The sequence below is a fragment of the Niastella sp. OAS944 genome (genome assembly GCA_024809215.1).
In the GTDB taxonomy this organism is placed as follows: domain Bacteria; phylum Bacteroidota; class Bacteroidia; order Chitinophagales; family Chitinophagaceae; genus Niastella.
This window is the reverse complement of sequence record JANUBW010000006.1, coordinates 407361-433717: the sequence shown is the minus strand read 5'-3', so window position 1 is coordinate 433717 and position 26357 is coordinate 407361. Positions and strand designations below refer to the sequence as shown.

Genomic DNA, 26357 nt, shown 5'->3' with positions numbered 1-26357 from the left:
ATTTTATTGAAAGATTTACAATACGTTTATCTGATCACTGCTACCCAGCCATTGTAATTGCGGGTGACAGTCTTTATTATGTAGTAGAAAGTTCCAACCGGAACCTGTTTGCCTTTCCAGGTGCCATCCCAGGGATTACTATATCCATGACTGCCATATACCTGTTGACCGTAGCGGTTAAAGATCTCTACCGTACAATTAGTAACTCCACGCAAACCGGCTATTTCCCAGGTATCATTGGTACCGTCGCCATTTGGACTGAAAACATTGGGAATGACCAGTACCTTATCGGGTATCACCATCATAAACTCACGTACAGCAGTATCTTCACAACCAATATCATTGTAGGCATGCAGGGTTACTACATAATTACCGGGATACTGATAATGATGCGAAGCGTTTGCACTCACTGAAGTATCGCCATCACCGAACTCCCATTTGTAAGAGGCGGCCCCCTGTGAACTGTTTGTGAAATTGAAATTGGCATCGTGCAATTCCAATGGCACGTTCTCCAACGGATTAACTGTAAAGGAGGCCGTGGGATATGTTTTTACATTGATAATATTGGTCCTTACCAGCGTATCGTGACACATACCCTGTGCAGAAGCGATGAGGCTCACGCTATAAACACCTGTATTGTTATAGGTAAATGAGGGGCTTAAACTATTGTTGGTGTAGCCACTGCCATCTCCCAAATCCCACCGCCATGAATCGCTGTTCTTTGATGTGTTATTGAAGGTTACAGAATGCGGCACACAGCCCGTTGATTTATTGGGCGAAAAATCTGCCACCGGCATAGGCACTACGGTAATCAAACTGGAAGGGGCATTTGAAGTACAGGCACCATCTTTTGCCGACAAACTAATGATGCCGGTTTTGTCGTATTTAACGGTATAGGGCCCAAATCCGCTGCCCTGCAATACGTTTCCCCCACCCCAGCCCCAGGTAGCGGCGGCAGTATTTGCCCCACTACCTGTATATGTAACGGTAATGGTTGAACCGGCACATATTAATGACTCACTGACGGTAAAGGACGCTGAAACCGGGGTAGAAATAACAACCGGACTTGTTGTTATTGTTGACACGCAACCGTTATCGGTTACCTGCAATTGCAGGTTATGATTTCCTGTATTATTAAACACTATTGAGTAAGGCCCCTGGCCGCTGCCGTTTTGCACGGTAGCCCCGGCCATATTAAACCAGTTATAAGTAGCCGAAGCAGCTGCATTACCTGTATAAGTAACTGTTTGCACCGTGCCCAAACAACCATTGGCTGGCGATACTGTAAAAGTTGAAGTTGGAGAAGGCTTTACGGTTACCGGAACGGTGGCCGACACCGCACAGCCATTATTATCGGTTCCACTTACCGTATAGGTAGTGGTAGTGGTTGGTGTAACCTGCACGCTGCTACCGGTTACATTACCCGGGCTCCATGTATAGGTAGCAACTGTACCGCCACTTGCGCTTACCGATAAAGTGGCCACATCGCCAACACATACAGCAGTTGGGTTAGCCGAAGCTGTTAACACCGCAACAGCAGTAGATGTAACCGCGCCGGAATAATTAACAGTACAATTATCAGCTTCGGTAATAGTACATGAATACGTACCAGGTGTAAGGCCGCTTGCAATAGCAGTTGTTTGCACCGGCGTTGTGCTCCACGCATAGGTAAAAGGAGCTGCGCCATTAGCTACCGTTAATGCAATACTGCCATTGGCATTGTTACAGGTAGCCTGGGTAATTGCAGGCGTAACCGTTGGCGGCGTATACCCCACACCCGACATGGCCAACACTACACACCTGCCCGGCGCCGTTGTACCTGATAAATAACTAATAGTTGCCGATTGCAGTAACTTGTTCTTGTTCACACAACTCAGCGGTATGTCAACCTCGTAAAAACGGGGATTATTTGTAATCACCCCATCTGTTACATACGGCGGCATGCTTTCACGTGTGGTTCTTCCATAGCCCGAATAAACAAATGGTGTTCCGCCAAACCAGTCGGCAATAAACTTATTACCTGCATTATAAGTACTACCATCGGTAAAGGTCAGTACAATATTGATATTGCTTTCTCTTTCCGTTGAGAACAACAACAGGTTCACTGCCGAATACCTGGCTGGTGTTGCTAAATTAAATGTACCGAAGGCCATGGTATTGGCCTGTGAGCCGCCGGCAGACAAGTACATTACATTGTTACCGGTATACGGCTGCAATTGCCAGGTTTTATTACCATTTACAATAAGGCCGTTACTGGGTAAGCCACCCTGTAAACCAACTATCGCCGCAAAGATGTCGGAATACATAATATTCCTGGAAAGATCAAGCCCGGTTGTGGTTACAGCTGTGGCATCGATACCCGACTCGGCAATACCATCCTGGTTAAAACCGCTGGTAATGTCAATAGGCGTATAGGTTTGACCCTGGGAACCGGTTGCAATAACCAACCCACCAAATAAGAGGCAGATATGTAATCCGATTTTGATCATTTCTTCGCGTTTAGTGTTTAGTGCAACAGGTTCACCGATCCTTTCCTGTTACTTTCTGTACCATTTACTAATTTTACTTTTATCACGTAGAAGTAAACACCCATTGGTTGCAATTTCCCTTTGTGTTTTCCATCCCAACCAGTAGTATACTCGCTGCCTTCATATATAAGCTCACCCCATTGATTGAAGATCTTCATATTGGCGCTTGCGATGGCATTACCATATGGCCTGAAGGTTTCGTTCTTGCCATCACCATTTGGCGAGAAAGAGTTTGGGATAAATACTTCATCGGTCAACGTTGTGCCCTCCCCTTTTCCGATGGCGCTGTTGCGGCACACTTCAACACCTAGTGCAATTACACTGATCACCATTTTCTCAACCGGTTGCAGATTTATTATGCTATGCGTAGTTCCAAGGCTGCCCGAAGTAGGAGTGATATATGGACTGCCATTAACCGACACTATATAACCAATAGCGCCGGGCACCGGCAGCCAGCTAAACGAAATAGTGCTGGTTGTTACAGAAGCCACCGTAACAACCGGCGTTGCCAGCGGTGCGTCAATATGCACTTGTTTGGTAGCGGTTGTTGTACAGCCACTCACTGTAACCTGTAATTGAATATTATATGTACCGGACTGACTGTATACAATGCTATAGGGGCCTGCACCTGCGCCGTATTGTAAGGAGGCGCCGCCAAAGCTGTTCCAGTTATAAGTAGCTGTAGCGGTGCCATTACCCGTATAGGTAACGATCTGCGGGGTATTAGGACAAACCGGATCGGGGCTCACCGTGAAAGCAGCAGTAGCCGCCGGTTTTACGGTAACCTCCACCGTATCGGAAGAAGGACAACCATATTTATCTTCGGCATCAACATAATATTTTGTAGTGGCGCCGGGTGTTACCACAATGGCTGAGCCATTTGCACTACCGGGGTTCCAGGTATAGGTGCCACCGGGGGCAACATAAGTGGTGTCAGCATATAATGTAACGGGCGTTCCGGCGCAAACCTGTAAAGTGGTTGCTTTGGCAATAACCGGCGCCGGTGTAATGAGTGTAACAGTAGCCGTATACGGTCTTATACAACCGTTTGAATCTTTTACATTGACGGTATAAGTACCCGCAGGCAATCCCGCCGCAAATGGTGTAGTTTGAGCCGGTGTAGTATTCCACTGATACCTGAATGGTTTAACACCGCCTGTTACACTCAATGAGATATAACCATTGTCAGTAATGCCGCAACGGGCAGGCAATACAGCAGAACTGATATTATACGGCTGAATGCTTTCGCCCGATAAAGCCAGCACCACAACCCGTGAGCCTGCGCTCGCGCTTGTATCTAAAATGGTAACAGATTTTACCATTTTGTTTTGATTGAGACAACTGGTTATAAAATCGTGTGAAAAGAATTTTGGCCAGATGCCTACGCCATCGACTGAGAATGGCGGCACCGTATCACGGCCAATACGGCCCGGGCCGGTTAACACTACATTGGTAGTGCCTACATACCAGTCGGCCAACGGGGCATTCGTCATGGCACGTTCAGAAGAACCATCGGTATAGTTGATATTGATATTGAGGCTGCTTGAGCCCTCGGTTGAAAAAGCCACCAGACTTAACCGCGCATAATAACCAGGCGTTACCAAACTAAGCGTGCCCTCGGTTTTAGTACTGTCAACCGTACCATTCCGTGATAAATACAACGCATTCTTTCCTATGTACGGCGCCAGCTGATAAGTACGTTTTCCGCTTATAATAGTGCCATTGTCGGCTAAGCCGCCCGTAAGACCATTATTTGCAGCAAAGGTTGCCGAATACAAAACGTGACGGGCAACAAACGGGCTTCCATCGATCATGGTAGTAGTTGTAGCCAGCACACTTTTTCCCGTATCAGCAATAACATCATGTTGAAAACCGGTTACAGCAATAGGGTTATACGTTGGTTGCGCATAGCTTTTGCCATGCATCATCAGCAAACCGAGCAACATTCCAATGTAAATGGGAATTATGCTATTTCTCCTGAATTGGTTATTAATGCGCTGTGTGTTCATCAGTCAAGGCTTTGCTTTTATAATATTTTTGAAAAATTATTTTCTAATGATCTTCCTGGATACTGTATGATCACTATATACCAACCGAACTACATAAACGCCGCTTGCATACCGGGTCAAACTGAACCGATAAAGCGTAGCTGGTGTATTGTTGCTAATTATTTCCTCTGCTATCTTTTGGCCAAGGCTGTTGTACAGAGAAATGCCTTTTAGATTTACCGGGGTTGTACCAAACTGTATTGTAAGCGGCCCATTGGAAGGGTTTGGTGTAATTACATACTCCTGCCCGTTTAAATCAGCATGGCTTCCCTTCTTATATAAATTGATATCGTCTATGTAAACATTATTTTCATTACCATTTGAATTGGCGAAAGCGATCATGACAGACCCTTTGTTGATGTATGGGGTAAGATTTACCGAATCTTTTCTCCATTCACCGGCCGATGGTATAAACTCGCTTTTGGTAATGCCATTACGGGTGATGAGCGCCCCGCCCCATTTCTTGTATAAGCTGGTCCAGGTGCTACCACAATTGGTACTAACAAGTACCTGTAATGTATCCCAGCTATTCAGCAATGTTCCGGCGTTGGTTTGCATAGCAGCAGCTACCTGAAAAGAGAGGAAAGCAGAATCAGCACCGGTAATAGCAACCTGTGGCATACGCAGGTAATCTATTTGACCGTTTTGGGTATAGGAATAATTACGGGCAACCATTGCAGCGCTGCCTGTTTTGGCAACACCTGCTACCCGTTCCCAGGTAAATGAATTATCGGCATTGATAATATCCCAACCGGCAGGCGGAAAGGCATCCGATTCAAAACCTTCAGCAACAGGAGGCGCAAGCGCAGCGGGATAAATAAATGCTTTGCTCAGCGTATCGGTGGCCGGTACCATATCGGCAGTGGCATTAGGCGAACTGAGTTGTATTTTAAGCGCATGCAATCCATTGACACCGGCAGCAATAGCATTCAAGGTAATGGCAACTGTAGATAAACTGGGTAAGGATCCCGTCCAGTGGGTCAATACAGGAGTACCGCCATCAACGCTTGCACTGATATCGATCGAAGTAAGCGGTAATGCGCCGTAATTACGAATAGTAATTATGGGTTGAAATTTTGTATCGCACACGCGATTAAGCGGGTTATCGATGCTTATCATTTGCGCATCAACATCTTTAAGTGGCGACACGGCCGCATTAGAGGTCAGCAGCGAAGCCCGGCTATTATTCAGGGTTGTTTCCATACGGTTCACCTGTAACAAGGTGAACATGGCCATACAACCATCGCTGCTATAATCCATATAATTCTGGTACATGATGCCCGGCGCCGATTTTGAACAGGCATCGGTAAGCACACCGGAGTGGCAGCCAGAAGAAGCATCGGCCTGGTCGGGCGTATCATTAATTCTATCACTACCCTCACAGGTGCCATCATCATCGCCCCAGATATGATAAAGGTTAAAGAAATGACCGGCTTCATGGGTAAGCGTACGACCATCATTGTAACCAGCCAGGGAGCCTCCGGGCATAGTTACATTATATATTACAATACCCTGTTCATCGGCCGAAGCGCTGTTAGTAAATGTAGAATAACCCAAAATGCCACCTGCCAGCGTACACACCCAAATATTGAGGTAACGCGACGAGCTCCATACATTGGCGCCGCCGGTACTGACGTGCTTTACGTAATTGTCGTTTGGCGTAAACGAAGGCACGCTTGTAACTACCCGTTCAATACCGCTGGTTGGCAAATTAGCAGGCGTACGTTTGGCCAGTACAAACTGGATCTTTGAATGACCGAATAAAGGTTTGAAGGCGGCAGGGACGTTTATAGAATCAGCATTTAAGCCGGCAAAATCGGTGTTCAGCACTTTCAGCTGGTCCTCTACCATCTTATCGGTAACTGCTGCAGGATCGGGCAGTACAATATGAAATACAACAGGGATGTACACCGCACTGGCCATTTCCCGCGCCTGCGGATTGCTGGCACGTTGAGCAGCCAATTGATCAATACGAAGCAGATCCTGCTCATATCTCTCTTTAAGGGATGGGTCTTTCTCAAACGAGCTTTTTAACAGCTCCATGGTTGCACAGCGCTTAATGGGAACAACCTGCGCCTTTACACTGTACAAAAAACCTTGCAACAACACCAGCGCTGCTATACAACCATATCTTTTTAAAAGCATTATTAAATTATTTCTGATTTGCTAATGGATTTTAATTTCGTTCACCAAACATTTCTGGGGCAGCCATCATCGTATTTGTTTCCAATGGTAAAGCCTATTAATAATTCATGCGTACCATGACTGTAATTATTCAGGGTTGTTGTAGAATAATCATAGGAGTAACCTACATGAACTGTATTGGATAAATTGATACCCGCCATGGCAGCATAACCATATTTCAGGCGATAGCTGGCGCCCAGCCATAGAAAATCGAGGTATTGCAGCTTGGCGTTAAAATCTACCTGCACGGGCAGCGGGTCAATATATTTTACCAATACAGAAGGTGTAAGATTGAAGTCTTCACCCAGCAAAAAACGGTAGCCGGCCGTCGTGAACACATGAGGGACGAGCCGGCCCCCGGTTTTCTTAACAGTATTATCTACAAAATCAATTTTCTGTGGAATGATCTGCTGGGCTGAAACACCAACAAAATAATCAGCGGAATACAGGTACACGCCCGCACTAACATCGGGTTTCCATTTATTGATGGTACCGCTGCTATAAACAGCAGGATCAACAGCAGTAGCAAACTGCAGCTTATCGGTTTGCAGTCCTAATTTGGTAAACCCGGCGCCAAACCCAGCGGCAATGCTTGTACGCGGACTAATACCAATATGATAGGCATACGTAACATTAGCGGTGAATTGATTTAATGGCCCCGCCTTATCATTGATAACCTGTAACCCGATACCATGATGTGGTTCTGCTGCTGTATATTCTTCCCAGTACCGCTCCCCTCTTGGATTTTCGCCGGGCATTGAAAAAGAAGTAGCCGTTGTTTTGTAGTCTTTTTTACCTAATGGCGTATGTACAGTAAGGTAAGAAGTAACAGGCGACCCGTCGATGCCTACCCACTGATGCCGGTGACTCACCTTTACATCGGTATAATTCTCAATACCGGTTAATGCCGGGTTCAGAATATACTGATTCAGGATGTATTGGGTGTAGTGAGGTTTTTGCTGGGCCTGTGTGTGGGAGCAGGCAGCTAAAATCACCAAACATACTATTGTTATCTTTTTCATGCCCTGGATTTAAAACGATGATAGTTGACTAGTTAACTTGTTAACGAGTCAACTCGTAACCTATTTACTCAATACTTTAAACTCAGTCCTGCGGTTCTTTTGCCGCCCCTCAGGATCATCGCTGCCATCATCCTTCTTATTCGGCGCAACCGGCATACTGGCACCATAACCTTTGCTTTGTAAACGAACCTTATCAATGCCCTTGCTTACCAGGTAATTCACAACAACCTGTGCCCGGGCATCAGATAAGGTCATATTGTACTTATCGTCACCCCTATTATCGGTATGCGCTCTTATTTCGATAACCATAGAGGGATACTGCTTCAACAAACCAACCAGTTTATCCAATGCAGCAAATGATTCCTGCTGTAGTGACGACCTATCAAAATCGTAATACACATTATCAAGCACGATCACTGCTTCAACTTTTGGTTCCTCTTTTACCAGTTCAGTAACAGGCGGAGGTACAGGATCTGGCAGACGTTGTTTTTTAAGTGTAAATAGTTCCAAACAACAATCGGCAGAACGATCAGAGCTCAACATCACATCGTCGAGAATATTTTTACTGCCGCCCCGGCTGGTGAAATAGATATCGTCTTTTATTGAATTAACCGGGTAGCCAAGGTTTTCGGGCGTGGCCCAGGCATCAATAGTGCCTTTGCTAAAAAAGAAATCGAAACCGCCCATGCCTATACGACCGTTGCTGGAGAAAACCAATGTACCGGTTGAATCATGATAGTAAGGGGCCTGTTCATCATTGATCGTATTTATAGTAGCACCAAGATTAGCTGACTTCTCGGGTTTTAAACTGGCATCAAGTGTGGCATACCAAAGATCAAAGCCGCCGCTACCACCCGGTTTATCGCTGGAGAATAATAAAGTTTTCCCGTCTGACATTAAATATGGCTGTTGTGCGTTATAACCAGGTGTATTCACCAACGCATCAAACAACACAGGTTCACTCCAACTATTATCAGTCTTTTTGCTGGTATATATGGCAGAAGTTTTCTTACCACCCACTAGTGACCAGCGGGTAAGAAACATTGTTTTTCCATCGGAAGAAATACAGGCTACACCCTGATGAATACCGGCGCCCTGAGGTATTTCAATTTTATTTACGCTCTTTGCTTCACCATTTTCATACACTGCTTCATACAACCGGTTTAGAAAAGGTTTGTTTGAAGAATCACCTTCTGTTCGGGTAGACGTAAACAACAAGGTATTTCCGTTCAACCAAACCGGCGAATAGTTGGCGCCCATAGGATTCATTTGTACGCCCTGTTTTACTTCAGTATATAATTTGAGATCCTCCCTATTCAATTGTTCTCTTATAAAGTGCAGGTTCAGCACCTCGCTTTTGGCAGAATTGACGTAAACGTCCTCCGTTTTATATTCATCGAGGAACTGTTGAAATGCCCTTTCCGCGCCCTCGTAATCACCTAATGCCCGTAACGTGCCGGCATAATAATATTGCGCCAACGGAAGCTGGCTGTTCTGATAACTTAAAGCCTTTTCATAGTAAGCAACTGCTTTTACCGGGTAGTTTAACTGGCGATAACTTTCAGCCAGGTTGTATACGGCAAGTTGTGCATTGGGGGCAACACTTTTGCCGCCGGCTGCAGGTTTAACATTATATGGATTATAATCTTCAGGTTTGGCCTTTGTTGTTTTTGAATTCAGGTATTTTTCATAATACTGCGCAGCAGAATAGTAATCTCCTTTTTTATAGTATGCATCGGCAGCCTTTAGATAATCTGTCACAAACTGGCCCCTGGCCCAAATGGAACCAGTAAATGAAACCAGTATTACAAGTATCTTTTTCATTGTAATAGTTTTGGTCGATGGTGAATTATAACCTTGGACAAATGAAATGCGCTTCAGGTGTTTTGATCGATCGTCGTCCCGTAAAGGATAGAGATAATTCGAAACTGTTTGAGCCATGCGCCATTTTGCCCAGATCGGAAGTGTTCACGTCGTAGCTGATGCCCAACACCATATTATGATGGGCAAAGCCTACAAATGGCGATATGGCATCTTTTATTCTGTAGTTGGCGCCAAGCATTACATCGGTTCCCGGCGCGGCATTCATTTGAACATATGCACCGGCCATTTTCTCTTCGGCAGTACCCTGTTTTGAATACAATACATTGGGCGTAACACTCAGCACTTCTGAAAAAGTAAGTCTTACACCGGCATGACCGGTATACCGTATGGGCAGGTTTGCATTGCCGTTTGTGCTGAAATAATCTTTGGGTTTGGTAAGATGCGATACAGAAAACCCGGCGTATAGATTAGCCTTTTTACCAGGTGTTGCATCGAAGTATAACAACCCGGCGCCGGCATCGAAAGAAGACGTTTTTGTTTTATTAAATCCATCTGTTGTATTGCCAGGGTTAAAACCGGTAATAGGGTCCCACTGATCGCCAAATGTAAATTTGGAAGAATTGAACCCACGCCAGATCATTCCAAGTTGCAGGCCCATTACAATGCGATGATTTTCTGCTGCACCCAGTCGAACGCCAGTATAAGCAAGATTGGCGTAGCCGGTAGTATAATAGTAACCGCCATCACCAGCTGTTTGGTTAAGCAGATTAATGCCAATGTTCACATTGTTATTGGTAACAAACTCGCCGCCAAGCCCAATAGTTCTGAAAGGTTTGCTGATATTACCCCACTGGCTTCTATAAATACCCGATACGCGATAGTCGCCATCGAACGAACCGGTTAACGCCGGATTCAACCACGAAGGATATACGTAGTACTGCGTAAAATGCGGATCTACCTGCGCCTGCAACGCCTTATCGGCGCCGGTTAAAAGAAGCAACAGCGTCAACAATCGGCTGATAAATGGTCTTCTCATAGCAGTTCTTTATTTAAATAGTTTTTGTTAGCGGGGCGGACGATTTATTTACTGTATAAAGTGTGATTTCATAGGGCCGTATTAACAGTGGTTTTTCTTCTAATATTTTAAAACTGCCAGTTGATCCAGGCCTTGCCATCTTTCGCACTTACCATATCGTAAGTAGTTGAATCGAGGCGTATGAGGTAATACCCACTGGCGTCAGAAAATTGAATACGGGTCTTTGCCACCGGTATTGAATCAGCTGTGGGTATTGTACCCAACTGACCGAGATAAGGGAATGTTACGCGGCCATCTGACGAAAAGTTTGGCTGCCGGTAACCAAAACCGTAAGGCAACGACAGGGAATTATTAACCAGCTTTACACTCCCAAGCAGATCATATGTAATGTTGCCGCTGACACCACGTTTTGGCCAGTACGTAAGGAAATAAAAATTGGCTGTTTTGGTAATACCATAAGCATCATCTACACCGTTTACATGAAAACCTTCGGGAGAGATCCAGTAACCGCCCTGGCTTACAGCATACTGCCACCAGCGCATGGGCGCATCCAGGTCAACTTTTATGGGCTGGGCAGAACCTATAATTGAAGAAGCGGTACCATTTACACTGAATGAAAGTGTAGTAGTATTCGCGTTCCAGCTGATATTATTTAATGACGAAATGGTTGTTTTGCCATCTGAAAATGCCGGTGATAAAGCTATACCATCTGGTGTATAATAATAACCGGTAGTGTACGTATGAATAACGCCATCGGCATCAACCCATGTAAATGTGATGGTACGGGTCAATTGGTTAACCTGTATTTCATACTGGGATCCACCTACCACCAGTCTTTTAAAGTAAGTGAGGTATTTGCTGATGTTATTGAAGATCCGGTTTGAATACTTCTTATCATAATAGCTTTGCATTTCCTGCTGTGTGGCTTTCACCAGCACAGCTTTGCTTTTATTGAACCGGCCAGTCAATTTTATTGAATCGCCGGTAATACCATCAATAGCAAATTCAAAATCGGAGATCAGTCCGGCGCCATAGCTGCCGCCGTTCACCGCTGCATCAGGATCAGCCAGTACATGTACATATGAATAGGTATCGAATAACAATGCGGGTTGTTGTAATGCTTTCAACCGGTAGCTTGCCGTCATAGGTGTTACTGCAGAAGCAGAATCAAAATCGGAGAACATTTCTACCCGGTTGGTTTCATTGAATTTGAAATAGAATGCTACTACCCCGCCTTCCAATCCGGCCGGATAGATCAATCCTTTCCAACCATATTGCGAAGCAGTAAGGGCCGATTGATAAGTTGCCAGCGCCTCATTTACCCGCTTATCGGGAGACTTGTCAAATACATCCTCGTGTTTTTTGCAACCATAGAAACCGATCGTTGCAGCAGCTATATATATAAGTGTCTTTCTCATAAGTTGAATGTTTGTAAACTTTTACTTTATCAGATTAACCACCTGCGCACGTACTCTTGTTTGCAGTCTGTAGAAATCAATTCCCCAGGTTTCTTTGAAATAGGAAACTACAGTGGCTTCTTTCTGCCGCAGGCGGCTTATAGCTTGTGCCTGCGTTGTATTATTGGCGCTGGTACCGGTAGGGATACTATTAATTATAGCTTCAAAACCAGCCTTTCCTTCAATAAGCATCATGGCCACCATTTCTACAAAATCCTCATCGGGCGATGATTCGGCATAAGCAGTTACAAAACCATCTCTACGGGCATTGGCATCAGACACATTATTCCAATTGGAAGTATAAAACCCAACTGAAATTGATTTATACTCTTTTGGGTACATGATGGTTTGATGAAGGATGTGTGCAAACTCGTGTTCGATGGTATGGAACATTTGTTTGATGTTGAAGGAATCTGAAGCCACATAACCGCTCATACCTCTTGTTCTGAAATCGTTCAAAACATACAACACCACTTTTCTGCCACCTTCGGCTGTACCAAGGGTTATGGTACCGTCTGTATTCCAGCTGGCGCTACCGCAAAGCGCAAAGAACTTGGGCACATATTTCTTCATGAACAAAGAATCTGTTTCAGCAATATAGGTGTCTATCCATACCTTCTTTACAGCGCTCAGTGCCGGAATGATCTTATCTTCTTTTGGAGGCACCAGCGTTTTGTTCAGGCTTAATTCAAACTGGTCCCATTTATATTTTACGGCTATATTGAAGGGTTCGGTTAAACTGTCGCTGATCCAGGTATCTATATAGCTTGTTTCCCAGGCATCGCCGCCAAGTCCGGGGATGTCATTTACATTATCAAGCGATTCCTTTTTGCAGGAGGCCAGCGATAAAATGATGAATGAAAAGAAGAGTAATTTTTGAATATTATTCACCAGGAAATTTTTTAAATGTTTAAGCCGGTTGAGTAAAGGCACCAGCCAACCGGGCACCCTGCTATCAATGACTACATCGTTGTACGATTTGAATACAGGCCACCAGCCGCTGGCGGCCGATATAGGTATTACCTTGGCTGTTGCTTTTTGCTGTGTGTGCGTTTCGTTCATCATGCAAAAGGGTTTAACGAGGATTTAATTGAACACCCGACAACCGTGCCGATTCCGGGATCTGAAACACCCTGCGCTTATCGCCTGGCTCCAGCACCATGGTTTGCCCATCGGTGGTAGTATGTGTAACCGGCAGGTCGTAGCGCAACAGATCGAACCAGCGCATACCTTCCTGAACAAACTCAGCCCGTTTAAAATCGAGCAGGGCGTATATTAAGGCCATGCGCATATCCTGCGTACCATAATAAGTTTGCAGCTTACTATTGGTGATCGTGTGCGCAGTGGCATCATAATTATAGATCCTTGTAGAAGCATATGTATTTAAATCCTGTAGCGCTTCATTGAGATTACCGAGATAAATGTTCGCTTCAATCTTGTTGAACAAACATTCTTCCATGGTTAACAGTGGCACCATTACATAAGGATAACCAATGGTAGCATTAACCGACAAACGCACAAAGTATTCATTGATCTTTGGCAACATGTAATTATTGGTACCAGATGTATAAGTTTGCCGCGTGAATGCATATGTACCGCCGGTAACATTTGAATTCAGGATCTCCGTTCTTTTATTGGCATCCATAGCATACCGCTCGGTGAAATAATTTCTGGCCCATACCGATGAAGTTTCAACCAATAACAAATTGGCGGGTTCAGAAGCCTTGGCATAACGGGCCCACAATTCTTTATAGGTAACAGTGAGGTATGTTGTATTCCAGGGACGCAAACCGGCAGTAATATTGGTTGTTGAAAAAACCGCATTGGCATAGCTGAGCGCCTTTTCATAGTCTTGTTTATACAGAAAGAAACGTGCAGCGAACGCACTGGCAGCAGCTTTGGTGAAATGGTAACGTGGTACCGTATACCGCGTATCATCGAGCAATGGCAAACCAGCCAGCAGGTCCTTTTCTATCATCTCATACACATACCCAACTGATTTGCGTGTATAATTCTCAAAGATCACTTTCTCGGGCGTAAGTACATAAGGAATACCAGGCGATGTGTACGGATCACCGGGATCATAAGGTTTCGAAAACAAAGTAACCAGCATAAAGTGCGCATAAGCACGGCATAATAATGCCTCTCCTTTTTGTGAAGAAAAGCTGGCCGCATCTGAGGCATTATTGCAGGCCTCCAACGCCTGATTAGCTGCAGAGATAGCGCTATAACATGAATTCCAGTAGCCCTCAGGCGAATCCTGCTCGTTCTCGGTTACGTCTTTGAAAAAATAAGGTTGTACTACGGTAAGATCGAGGCCACCTGTTCCTTTATCAGAAACATTGTCTGATATAGATTCACAGAAAGCCATGTAATTCCCCTGCGGATATGCAGTAGTGAGCAATTGCGACACCTGGTCAGGCGTCTCCAGCGACGCCCGGTTATCAGGATTCTTTTCTAGGAACTTACCACAACTGGTTGCTGAGCCTACCAGTGTTATAAATATTGTATATGATAGTAGTTTTTGCATGTCAACTTTAGTTACGGGTTTCAACTTGCCTTTTTATTACAATCCTACTTTAAGCGCCAGCGTTACTTGTTTTTGAACAGGCTGCGCTACGCCCCCGGAATTAAAGAACTCAGGGTCTTGTCCACGAAGTCTTTCATCGCTATATATTAACCAGGGGTTGGTAGCAGCAGCAGTAACAGATGCATTGTTCAAACCAAATTTCTTTACCATTGGCAGTGGTAACTGATAAGCCAGTGATACGGTCTTCAATCTGATAAGGTCGCCTTTAGCCACCCGTTGTGTTGAATAGTTATAGTTATTGTAAGGATATGCGCCATTCAATTGCGACTGGGCAAAGGCATCGAGTATTGAAGGAATGTTGGTATACTTTTCATCACCAGGTATGCTCCAACGATCGTAAAACTCTTTGGGCATGGCATCCAGATCAGAGTAACTGGTCCTAAATGCCGGGTACAACCGGATGGTATTACCGGCCTGATAAGTAACAAATATGTTTAATGATAAAGCTTTGTAATGAAAGGTGTTTGAAAAACCACCGGTGATAGTAGGATCAACCGGACCTTCGTATTGCAGGTTACCTACCGATTGAGATTGCATATACACGGTTGCACTTGTCTTTCCGCTCTCGTCTACAAAGGTTGGGTAGCCGGTAAAAGGTTCAAGTCCTTTGTATTTTATAGAGAACAAACTGCGTACGGGGTACCCTTGTTTGTTACCGCCCTCAGCACCTACAAGGCTGAAAATATTGGGCAGGTCTTTTGCGTTGGTGATCTTGGTTGTATTGTAACCAAACGTGAGTGTACTCTTCCAACCCCAATCTTTTTTACGAATAACCTCGCCACCAAGCAATACCTCAATACCTCTTGAATCCATATCGGCATTGTTGGCTTGTTTATAAGGCTCGCCGCCGATACCCGATGTTTTTACCTGATTAATAAGATCAAAGCTTTTACGTTGGTATACATCCAGGCTTACATTCACCCGTTTATTAAGTAATCCCGCATCAACACCCAGATTGGTTGTATATAATTTCTCCCAGGTAAGATCACTGTTCTCGAGGTTTGTTAATTGTATCGCCGATTCCATTTCGTTTGAGTACGGGCGATTGGTTGTAATATTCTTTAATACAATGCTTGAGTTGGTAGCAGGCCCCATACTGGCCGTTAAACCATAAGTGCCACGCAGGGTGAGGTAGTCAACAAAGCCAAGGTCCTGTATAAACGCCTCCTGATCTACGTTCCATGAACCGGCAACACTCCAGGTAGGCAGCCAGCGGGCCGTAGGCGATTTACCCATACGATTTGAACCATCGTATCGTACTGTTCCGGTAAAATTATATTTGGAATCATATGTGTAAGTACCCGAAGCATACAATGCCACAAAGCGATCGTATTCTTTGCTCATGGCATAATAGGGAAAATTCGTTTCGATGGTTTGTTTCAGAATGCGGTAATCGATAAACGGCACACCACCATTCTCGTATTGATATCCATAACCAGTATTCGAATAATGTTGTCTGTCGGCATATTTTACCTGTTGACCAACCAGCCCATTGATAACGTGTTTACCGGCTATTGTTTTGGTATAGTTAAGGCTGTTACGGATATCGAAGTTCACCAGGGCGTCTTCCGAGCGATTGTAGAAACCACCATAAGGCAATACTACCTCTGGTAATGCTTCAGGATCATCTGGATTGGTGTACAGGAATTTATTGGCATTACGAATGGTAGATGTTTGTGCAGCACGGTAGGCATTTGCCATATTCGACTTCTCGGTAATATTGTGCTCACGGGTTGACTTCACATATCGCATGGCGCCTACAAATTCATAGCGAAAATTGTTGGCAAACTTGTAAGCCAGGTCGCCCTGCAAACGCAGATCAATGATATTAAGATCGAGATAGTTGTTCTTTAATTCTGTAAGCACATTGAAGGGGGCGAAATTCCGTCTGAAATATTCCAGGTTGCCCTTTTCGTCGTAAGCAGTGAGCGTACGGCTGGTATTCAGCGCATAGCTGAATGGGTTGATATCAAAATCACGGTCATATTTCCCTTCTACCGGGTTACCGCTGCGTGAAAGTGATCCCGGTGCTTTTTGCTGACGTACCGAGCCTACGGTGGCAAAACCAGCGCTCAATTTATCGTTGAACTTATAGTTATTACGATAGTTCAGGGTGTAACGGCTTACTTTGTCGGCTACCGTCCAACCGTTGTCGCCATAATAGCTTGTAGAAAAATAAGATTGTGTTTTATCGGTACCGGAAGATATGGCTAATGAATGCTCCTGCATGAAGTTATTACGGAACAACAGATCGAACCAATCGGTATTGGCTTTTGCATACCGTAAGAGGAAGGCTTTTTGAGACGCCTGGTTATTTTTCAATACGAACCGGCCATTTGAATCAAGTGTACTCAACTCCTCATACATTTTACCATATACGCCTATATCACTTCTATCGAGCAGATCTGAGTTAAGAATACCTTTACGCCACAATTCAGCCAGCACCGACATTTGCTCGGCAGAGTTCATGATATTATAATCATTGTAGGTTGGCTTGAACTGGGTACTGTAGTTGCCGGTATAATTAACTGAGGTTCTGCCGGCGCGTCCTTTTTTAGTAGTTATCACCACCACCCCATTCATGGCGCGGGCGCCGTATAAGGCCGTAGCAGCCGCATCTTTCAGAATGTCGAAGCTTTCAATATCATTGGCATTTAAACCGGCTACAGCAGAACCTAATAAGGTAGTAGGGTCGCCACTCGATAACTGGTCGTTTGATATGTTCACGATATCTTCAAGCACTACACCATCTACAACCCATAAAGGCTTGTTATCGCCATTAATTGAGGTAGCGCCACGAATACGTACTTTGGGCGCGGCGCCAAAAACGCCGGATACGTTTTGTACCGATACACCGGCAGCACGGCCTTCCAGCATCTTGCTTACATCGGTAGTACCATCCATTTTTATTTCATCCATTTTTAGGCGTACAGAAGAACCGGAGAACTTTTTCTTATCTACGTTCTGATAACCGGTTACAACTACCTGGTCCATATTGGTAGCTTCTTCCTTTAACCTTACCTGTATAAAACCATTTTTATAATCACTTACTTTGATCTCCTCGGTAGCGAATCCAGTAACGGAGAATACCAGCACCGCTTCGCTGCTGATATTTTTAAATTCAAACTCTCCTTTTTCATTGGTAGCCACTCCGCGGGAGGTTCCCCGCACTATGATCGAAACACCTGCCAGGGGCGCCCCCTTTTCGGAGGTCACAACTCCCTTTACGGTGATATCATTGTTTACAGTAGTTGTTTCGCTGGGTGCAACAATTGCCTGCCGTAGCGGCACGCTATATTCGGGCCGTACAATAATACGGTCATCAACTACGATATAAGAAAGTGCATAGGGCGAAAGGATCTTCTTCAACACCTCACCTACCGTTTGTTTATGGACCGATACACTTACTTTATTCTTAAGCAGTATATCACTATTAGCATGAACGAAAAATACTTTTGCAGTGCTGCCTATTCTGTCGAGGGCATCTTTCAACACTACATTCTTTAACTCGATGGAGATTATTTTATCCAATACATTCTGGCGTTTATCTGCATGTACGCCCCCAGCCAGTAACGGGGCAACATGGCCACACAAAAGCAGCATCAAAAGCAATAGGGTCTTTACACTTTTCCCGGCAGGGCAAAAAGATTCATGTGGTATTGTTTTGTACATACCGTTTCTGGGTTAATTTTAGGTAATAGGCAGCTGTGTCGCCGGTTTTACCCGAACAACCATGTGCTGCCATAACATTAAATGGCAAGAATGCTTTACTGTGAATTTTGTACGCTGAGTGAGTTACCGGCAGCTGCCGCCGGTAATAAGATATCCTTTACTGGTACTTTTCTTTTTAACCGTTGCATTTAATGAAAGCGCTACAAGGCTCAAAGCTCTTTCAACATTGTCATTCACCTGGAAGTAGCCATAGAAAACACAACCACTCATATCTCCTTCAATCGTAACCGGGGTGTGATAATACCGTTCCATTTCCTGTACCACTTTTGCAACGGGCACGCCTGCATAACTAAATTTACCGTTTCGTCGCTGTTTGTAATAAACCGCATCTTCCGGGGCGTTCCGTTTTTCAATTTCGTTGATAGTGATATTATACGCTACGCTTTGATTGGCGTTAATGATCACCGCCTGCAATTCGTTAGAGGCATTTACGGTCTCAACCTTTACCCGCCCTGTTGTTACTACTACCCTGGCCACGCCATTTGGATAAGCTTCTACATTAAACGAAGTGCCCAGTACGGTAGCGACAATGTAAGGCGTTTGAACAATAAAAGGTTTTTCATGATTGGGTTTTACTTCAAAATAGGCTTCACCGGTTAAATGAACTTCCCTGGTATTACCGGTGAAGCGTTGCGGGTACGTGAGCTTGCTATTTTGCTCCAGCGTTATCAATGAACCATCAGGCAATTTGACTGTTTTTCTTTTACCTGTAGCTACTATCTCCTTGTTCGCCGGCGCTAATAACACACTACTATTCATAAACCAATATCCCACTCCTGCAATTATTATGATCAGGGCTGCAACGGCAATTTTCAACTGATGCAATCGTAAAACCTGTAAAAAGGTTGGGGCCGGAACATATATACGGCTGTGAATTTTTTCAAGGATCTCTTCCGATTGCTTCCTGTCCAAACTCTTCTTCATGTATGTAATATCAGTCTCAAAATCCTCAGCCGCTATTTTTTGAATGTCTGAAATATCATGATCATTCAGATAATTCAGCAACCATTCTTCTTCTTCACTGGTCAATTTTTTCTGAGCTAACAAGTATTTTAAATAATCCTGCTTGTCTTTCACCAGTTAGATTTTATATATTATAAAGACGGTTTATTGACGAATTCGGGGGGATGCTTAGATGCATTTTATTCAAACGATGCATCCAATACCTGAAACCTTATTGGCATGCTGCCGCACATACTCGCTTAAACTGGCCATAGCAGCCGATAGATATTCCTTTACGGTATGTCGTGAGATCTTCATCTCAGCAGCGGCCTCCTCGTAGGTCATACCTTCCAGCTTGCACAGTTTTACGATCCTTTGTTTTTGGGGCGACAGCTGCTCTATAGCGCGTTTCAGCAACTGGTAATAATCTTCATATACAGAACCATTCTGCGGAATGGCATTGGTGTCTGCCAGCAGTTTCCGGTGCAGTTCCTGTTCCCGTAGCTTTTTACGGGTATAGTCAATCGATAAATTAAAACTGATAACAAAGATCCAGTTAACTACAGGCTGTTCGAAATTGATATCCTGCCGTTTTTCCCATAACCTTATGAAAACTTCCTGCAGGATATCCTCCGACACCAAAGGATCTTTTGTAAGCTTGAGAATGTTGCGATACACCACCTGGTAATACCGCCAATACAAACTATCAAAGGCTGACACATCGCCGGCCCGCATTTTTACTACTAATTTAGAATCAGGGCTCTTCATAAAATGTACGTTTTAGTGTTATATCAGAATAAGGTTGAACAAAAACTCTTTCATATGGTGGCAACCAGAATAATGTATTATTGTTTTACTATTTTCCTGGCAACCTTTTGCCCGCCTGATGATTGAATAACGATCGTATACAAACCCGCAGCAAAACGACGCCCATCTATTGGCACCACATTCAATCCGGTATTGAGGCTGCTGTTCTTATTGAACAAAAGCCGCCCCTGTATATCATAGATTGAAATGCCGGCCGTTTGCGGGCTGGGTGAAGTAATACGAACTTTTAATTCATCATCAAATGGATTGGGTCGTACTTCAACTGCATATTCACTACTGGCAACCGGCGAAAGCGTTACCTTATTACTGTATTTCCAGGAGCCGTCTGCGTAATACAGCTTCAACCGGTAGTAGTAAAATGCAGCATGTACTGAGGGTTTATGTTTGATGCTATAGAATGATCTTGATGTAGTGCCGCCATTTGCCTTTACTTCGGCAATGGCGTTGTAGGCGGTATCATTAGCTGAATATTCCACAATAAAACGATCGGTATTAACCTCCAGCCCTGTTTCCCAGGTAAGCAGGTTTGCCGTGTCTTTTGCCTCGCCGCGTAACAGTAACTGATCGGCAGGCAGTGTATTAGCAACCCGAAAGTATTGCGTAAAACCGCAACCGAAATCCGAAGCCAGGGTGGCCGGGTAAGCAGGTAACCCATTGGTGAAATTGATTAACGTGCCATCGCGTTTTGTTGCATACAGGTAACCTTTGCCGGCTGCTGTATTAGCCCACCAGTACAACCCATCACAATTAGCATCGGTAACAACCAGCCGGTAACAGCCATCGGGCAGCTCAAGCGAATCGGTATAAACGGTAAGAGCTGCGGTCGGGCTGCGTTGTTTTAATACCGTTCCGTTCAGATCTTCAATACGCCATTTGGTTTGAGCCGCATTATTGTTGCTTTTAATGATCATTGCAAACTGGCCTGGCCAGTCGGGCGCAGTTACAAAGGATGAGTACATACTATTATTAACAGTATAGCCGTCATTACTTCCGTTTATTTTATCAATAGCAACCTGAAACCTGCTTTCTGTTGTGTTCTTGTATGTTGTCAATGAAGAAAGGTCGGGCAAAGTGATGGTGGTATCTTTACCGGGAGCCAATGCCATACCCGATGCCGAATAGGTTTGTAAGGTTTCACCTGCAATACCATATTGTAACGAAAGCGAATTAATGGTTGTGGCACCTGTGTTCTTTATAACCACTATGGGATTACCGCAAATGGGGTTTGTTCTAAAATTGCCTTCATAATTATTGGGAGCAATGATATTCTCAACCGAAGCATCGAGTGTTTGATTGTAGGGCCCATAACAGAACAGTGCAGATTCTATTATATAAGATGCGCTGCCATTGCCCGTGTACGATTGAAAATTTACATCTACATTAAGGTTGTCGCCGGCAGTTACTGCGCCCAATTTATGCACATTGGGGCTCACCAGTTCACCGGGGCACCAGCCTGCACGGTTATACACCCATGTACCCGACTGCGGATATAAATTGTTGCTACCGCAATTATCTTTCCATACGGTTTTTGTTTCCTTTAAACTATTGTTGGTATATACCTGGTAATATTTACTGCAAAATTCTGAGCAACCGGTATTGTCACTGCCATGCCCAGTTACGGTAAAGTTCATTTCGGCCTGTTGGGTATTGGCCGGCGCCATTACGTTTGTGGCTGGCAGGTGATTTTCAATGGGGTCTGCGGTGTTGCCAAACGGGAAAGCCCCATGCCAGAGTCTTTTGATTCCGGTTACATTCCGTGGCGGAATACCTTCTATAAAGGCAAACCTTATATTGCCTGTAAAACCACCTGAGTAGTTATGATAGCTCAGCCTGATGGTAGCTGCATTTTTTAATACGGGGTAATAATCAGTTACATCAAAATAATATCGTTGTTTCCAGCTCCAGGGAGTTCGGGGGTACGAAGCATTGGCATAAGGAGTAATAAGTCGCGACAATTCGAAGGTGTCGGTAGGCGTCATTAAAAAATTCTGAACAGTGTAATCCCAATCGCCACAATATTGGGTACCCGAAGGGCATTGGTATTTACCCAGGGTAAATATCATAATGATCTTGCGATAGGAAACGGAACCTGAAGGAAAAGTAACGGGGGCATCGAAGTCGTTGTACCAGTCGAGCTGTACATCATTTTGTGCCTGTACCCAGGTAGTGTCGCCGGGGTTGGCTAAACCATTTGCAGAAATAAAACCTAAAACAAATAATAATACAAATGCCCGTACAAAATATCTCATTTGTTGCAGTTGATTTTGGTTGTCTAACTTTTAAGTCCGGTCTTGCGATCTTAACCTGTCAATTGATCACGGTCAGGTTACGGTAGTGTTTTTCAGCGGATATTGGAAGCCTATATTAATATTACGTTAAGAGCCTAAAAAAAGGGGGAGACCGGAGGGTCGCTACACCGGGACAACAGCGGGACAAACGCGTTTATCCACAATAATTCATACTTCCAGACTCAAAATCAATGGTGCTAACAGTAAAACGGTGGAATATTCAACATAAAACACTTCATGCGAATACATTTTAAAATGTAGCATAAGTGTAAGTGTGTCATAGTTGATGCTATGACACACTTCACCCCTGCCCTCATATGAGGGGTAAGTGTTGCGCATTCGCATTAGGTATTTCGCATTTATAATGCGTCTACCAGTTCTTCCAATGCAGTATCATCCTGCACATTGATCTTTTTGCGAATACGCTGCCGTGTTTTTTTGATGGAGTCGGGTGCAATACCCAGCATACCGGCCATTTCGCGTTTCGACAGCTTTAATTTCATTAAGGCCAGTAAGCGTTGTTCCGAAGGTGTTAGATCGGGAAACTGTTGTTTGAGTTTATCGAAAAATCCTATTTGTACTTTTTCAAATAAGTTCCTGAATTCATTCCAGTCATCTTCTGTTAAAATAGAGTACTGACGCAACTTAACAGCTATCTCTTCTTTTTCCTGCAACATCGTATACTGTTCCGGTTGAGCGTTTAAATATTCTATTTCCTGTTTAAACTGGTCTATCAGCTGGTTCTTTTCCCGCACACTATCAATATAATAGTTCAATTGTGTTACGGCATTACTCAGCAATTCCTTATTCTTTCTTTGTTTTAACTGTTGCCTGAAAATAAGCTGGGCAGCAATTACCAGCACCAACAATATTACCACTATGATAAAGTTGCGTACCAGCAGGCTCTTGCTTTTTTCGCTTTCGAGCAGTTTCATTTCAGACAAATGCAATTCTATCGCTACCTTTTGTTCGGCCTGACTGAACACCAATGCATCGCGCCGCTGGCTTAAATTATTGGCAACCCGCCGGGCAGTATCGAGATAAGCAAAAGCACTGTCGTACCGTTTCAGGTATTTGTACAGCCGGGCCCGCTGCAAAGCATAATATACAAATGGCCGGGTATCGGCCTGCCGGGTAATTACTTCATAAGCTTCATCGAGTTTTGCAGCTGCCGCCTGTAGCAGCTTTCTATCCAGGTCAAGATCGGCCAGCATACAAATAGTATTAGCCGCGCTGGCCCATTCCCTGCTATCCATACTCAATGTATAATCGATCTTCAATAAAGGAATGGCCTTATCATATTCTTCCAAAAAATAATACACCGAACCCAGATTACCAGAGAGAATGCCAGTCCAGGGAATATTTTGCACTGCAGTAGCGGTATCGAGCCCCATTTTAAAATACAGAATGGCGCTGTCATATTGTTTCAATTCCCTATAGGCAAGCCCCAAGGTGTTCAATGTGCGAATTGCGTATAAAGAATTAGTGTAGGTATACTTGATAGCCTGTGTGAGGTATTGTTTGGCCTTTTCATAATTACCAAAATCGCAATAAATATAACCCAGATCATATAAGTAGCGGCTTGCATATGGATAATGCGCATATCCTATTTTCTGGATAATATTATTAGCCCTTATCATATACTCAAAGGCCTGGGGAAATTTATCCTGCTTATAATACAGCCACCCCATATTATTATAGATCTCCGCTTCCCTTTCTTTCATCTCAGCCGCCAAAGCCATATTCATTGCAGTAGTAAAAAACTGAAGAGCCTTATCGCCGGCATCAATGTAATGTTCTTTATGGTAATCGCCCATAGCAATAACCGAGAACAGCTTTAAAGAAACATCGTTGGTGGAGGAAGCCCAATTATTGATGCGGTTGAGCGCAATCATGGCATGGGTACTGTCGAAGTGAATGATCTGGTCGTTGTAGATCTTTCGGGCAATATTCAGCCGTTCATTGGGGGCGGCCTTTTGCAGCACAGCCAGGTAATCAGTTTGTCCGGGCCAGGCTATGGCCATAATAGGTAGCAGTAAGCACATTAGTGCAACGGTAGTTCTCATGTTCAGTCAAGTTCAGAGGTTTTGGTTTTATAACGTTATTATCGAAATTAATAACAACGTTGCGCCCTGCCTGCTTAAGAAAACAAGTACCCTTCAAAAAAGTATGAATACTCTTTTGCACATAGCTTCGGGTGCATTGCAGGCAAAAAGGCTGCAGCAAACATTTCGTTAAATGGTTAATGCAGGCAAGAAATCAGCTTCAAATACAATCAATTTCTGAGGAGATAACAGGGTTGAAAAACAGTCATTAGTATAATGCGATAATAAAAAATTATTCCCAATATAAAAAACTATTTTTTAATCTAGTACTATCCAGATAGATATAACGTCATTGAAGTAGGCAGCCAATTCTGCTAAACGTTAAGCAACATTTAGTTCACACACGGGTAACAATTAGTTCATATTCAAATTTTGTAACACCAAATTATATTCGCGCCTCGTTGAAATTATTTAGTATGAAGAAATTACTTTTTGCGGCTTACACATTACTATTGTGCAGTTCACACTTAAAAGCCCAGGATGAGCATGTTATATTAATTAGTATCGATGGATTACGTCCTGAATTTTATAAAGACCCTTCATGGAACATGGTGCATTTGCGTCAGGCCATGGAAGGTGGTTCTTATGCCGACGGAGTTGAGGGCGTATTCCCCACCGTTACCTACCCTTCTCACACTACTATGATCTCGGGTGTAAAGCCACTGAAACACGGTGTATATTACAATACCCCATCTGAACCGCTGGGCGTAACCGGCAACTGGATCTGGAAATACGAAAACATTAAAGTGCCTACCCTTTTCAGCGTTGCAAAAGAAAAAGGTTTAAAAACCGCATCCGTTTTCTGGCCAGTGTCGGTAGGCGGTCCGGCCACTTATAACATTCCTGAATACTGGTACCTGCCCACAGAAAAAGGCAAAGACCGTACAATGAGAAAAGCTTTGCAGGAAAATGCCATCCCTGCCGGACTGTATGAAGAGGTTGAACAAAACGCAACCGGTAAATTAAGCGAGCTTGACTGGAATGGCGATTACCTGGGCATGGACGAGAACCTGGCCCGAATGAGCTGTTACCTCATTCGCCAATACAAACCTGCATTGCTGGCCGTACACCTGGTAACAGTAGATCATTTTGAGCACGAACAGGGTCGCAATGGCGATAAAGTAAGAGCTGCCATTGCGGGCGTTGACAGAGCGATCAAGAGCATACGTGAAGCAGTACAAAAAGCAGGTATTGCCGATAAAACCACATTTATTGTTACAGGCGATCATGGCTTTGTAGATATTCACTCAAGTATTTCTCCCAACGTGCTGCTGGCAAAAGCCGGCTTGTACGACCCGCAAAAGCCAGAGATCTGGAAAGCCTATTTTCATCAATCGGGCGGTGCGGCATTTCTGCAATTAAAAGACAAAAACGACAAACAAACCAGGGACAAAGTAATACAACTACTGAAAAGCCTGCCAGCCCAGCAACAAAACACTTTTTATATAAAAACGCGTGAAGAACTGGATGCTGTAGGCGCCGATGCTACTGCCGCATTCGCTTTAGCCGGAAAACAGGGTTATACTTTTAATAACGCAGCTACCGGTGAATTCATTCGCGCTGCTAAAGGTGGTACCCACGGCTTCTTCCCCGATTTTAAAGAAATTCAAACCGGGTTTGTAGCATTTGGCTATGGTATAAAGAAAGGTGTCGTAATTCCGCAAATGGGGCTGGTAGACATTGCGCCACTGATCAGCAAATTATTAAAACTCGATATGCCCGCCGGCGATGGCGTGCTTCTGGAAGGTTTATTAAAATAAGTTTATACGCTCT

Annotated in this window: 15 protein-coding genes; 1 reads left to right on the top strand and 14 read right to left on the bottom strand. The window is 44.1% G+C overall.

What is annotated here, in order from left to right; translation table 11 throughout:
• Positions 1–26: 26 nt before the first annotated feature.
• From GGD38_RS24250 to GGD38_RS24185, 14 genes are all read right to left on the bottom strand, one after another.
• Entirely contained in the window at positions 27–2489 is a 2463-nt protein-coding gene (locus GGD38_RS24250; protein ID WP_375301551.1) for a gliding motility-associated C-terminal domain-containing protein, read from the bottom strand.
• A 17-nt stretch (positions 2490–2506) separates the two neighbouring features.
• The gene (locus tag GGD38_RS24245) at positions 2507–4537 is read right to left on the bottom strand and encodes a gliding motility-associated C-terminal domain-containing protein (protein WP_375301552.1); all 2031 of its coding nucleotides are present in this window, start codon (positions 4535–4537) and stop codon (positions 2507–2509) included.
• 36 nt (positions 4538–4573) lie between these two features.
• A complete protein-coding gene (locus tag GGD38_RS24240; RefSeq protein WP_375301553.1) occupies positions 4574–6721 on the bottom strand; it encodes a M43 family zinc metalloprotease in 2148 nt (715 codons plus the stop codon).
• Positions 6722–6762: 41 nt separating this feature from the next.
• The gene (locus GGD38_RS24235; RefSeq protein WP_375301554.1) at positions 6763–7782 is read right to left on the bottom strand and encodes a type IX secretion system membrane protein PorP/SprF; all 1020 of its coding nucleotides are present in this window, start codon (positions 7780–7782) and stop codon (positions 6763–6765) included.
• A 60-nt stretch (positions 7783–7842) separates the two neighbouring features.
• Positions 7843–9606 carry an OmpA family protein gene (locus GGD38_RS24230; protein ID WP_375301555.1) on the bottom strand — a complete coding sequence of 588 codons (1764 nt, stop codon included), beginning with the start codon at positions 9604–9606 and terminating at the stop codon, positions 7843–7845.
• Between the two features lie 25 nt (positions 9607–9631).
• The gene (locus GGD38_RS24225) at positions 9632–10642 is read right to left on the bottom strand and encodes a type IX secretion system membrane protein PorP/SprF (protein WP_375303895.1); all 1011 of its coding nucleotides are present in this window, start codon (positions 10640–10642) and stop codon (positions 9632–9634) included.
• Between the two features lie 107 nt (positions 10643–10749).
• On the bottom strand, positions 10750–12060 hold the full coding sequence (locus tag GGD38_RS24220) for a DUF4302 domain-containing protein (RefSeq protein WP_375301558.1): 1311 nt from the start codon (positions 12058–12060) through the stop codon (positions 10750–10752).
• Positions 12061–12081: 21 nt separating this feature from the next.
• A complete protein-coding gene (locus GGD38_RS24215; RefSeq protein ID WP_375301559.1) occupies positions 12082–13164 on the bottom strand; it encodes a putative zinc-binding metallopeptidase in 1083 nt (360 codons plus the stop codon).
• Between the two features lie 10 nt (positions 13165–13174).
• Positions 13175–14629: a RagB/SusD family nutrient uptake outer membrane protein gene (locus tag GGD38_RS24210; protein ID WP_375301560.1), complete on the bottom strand. Its 1455-nt coding sequence runs from the start codon at positions 14627–14629 to the stop codon at positions 13175–13177.
• 36 nt (positions 14630–14665) lie between these two features.
• Positions 14666–18361 carry a SusC/RagA family TonB-linked outer membrane protein gene (locus GGD38_RS24205; RefSeq protein WP_375301561.1) on the bottom strand — a complete coding sequence of 1232 codons (3696 nt, stop codon included), beginning with the start codon at positions 18359–18361 and terminating at the stop codon, positions 14666–14668.
• A 123-nt stretch (positions 18362–18484) separates the two neighbouring features.
• Complete coding sequence (locus tag GGD38_RS24200) at positions 18485–19498, bottom strand: FecR domain-containing protein (protein ID WP_375301562.1); 1014 nt, start codon at positions 19496–19498, stop codon at positions 18485–18487.
• Positions 19499–19567: 69 nt separating this feature from the next.
• Entirely contained in the window at positions 19568–20131 is a 564-nt protein-coding gene (locus tag GGD38_RS24195) for an RNA polymerase sigma factor (RefSeq protein WP_375301563.1), read from the bottom strand.
• A 77-nt stretch (positions 20132–20208) separates the two neighbouring features.
• Positions 20209–22440 (bottom strand): peptide-N-glycosidase F-related protein, encoded by a 2232-nt coding sequence (locus tag GGD38_RS24190; RefSeq protein ID WP_375301564.1) that lies wholly within the window; start codon positions 22438–22440, stop codon positions 20209–20211.
• 398 nt (positions 22441–22838) lie between these two features.
• Complete coding sequence (locus GGD38_RS24185) at positions 22839–24545, bottom strand: tetratricopeptide repeat protein (RefSeq protein ID WP_375301565.1); 1707 nt, start codon at positions 24543–24545, stop codon at positions 22839–22841.
• A 455-nt stretch (positions 24546–25000) separates the two neighbouring features.
• Between GGD38_RS24185 and GGD38_RS24180 the strand changes: the two genes are divergently transcribed.
• Complete coding sequence (locus GGD38_RS24180; protein ID WP_375301566.1) at positions 25001–26344, top strand: alkaline phosphatase family protein; 1344 nt, start codon at positions 25001–25003, stop codon at positions 26342–26344.
• The last annotated feature ends 13 nt before the right edge of the window (positions 26345–26357 follow it).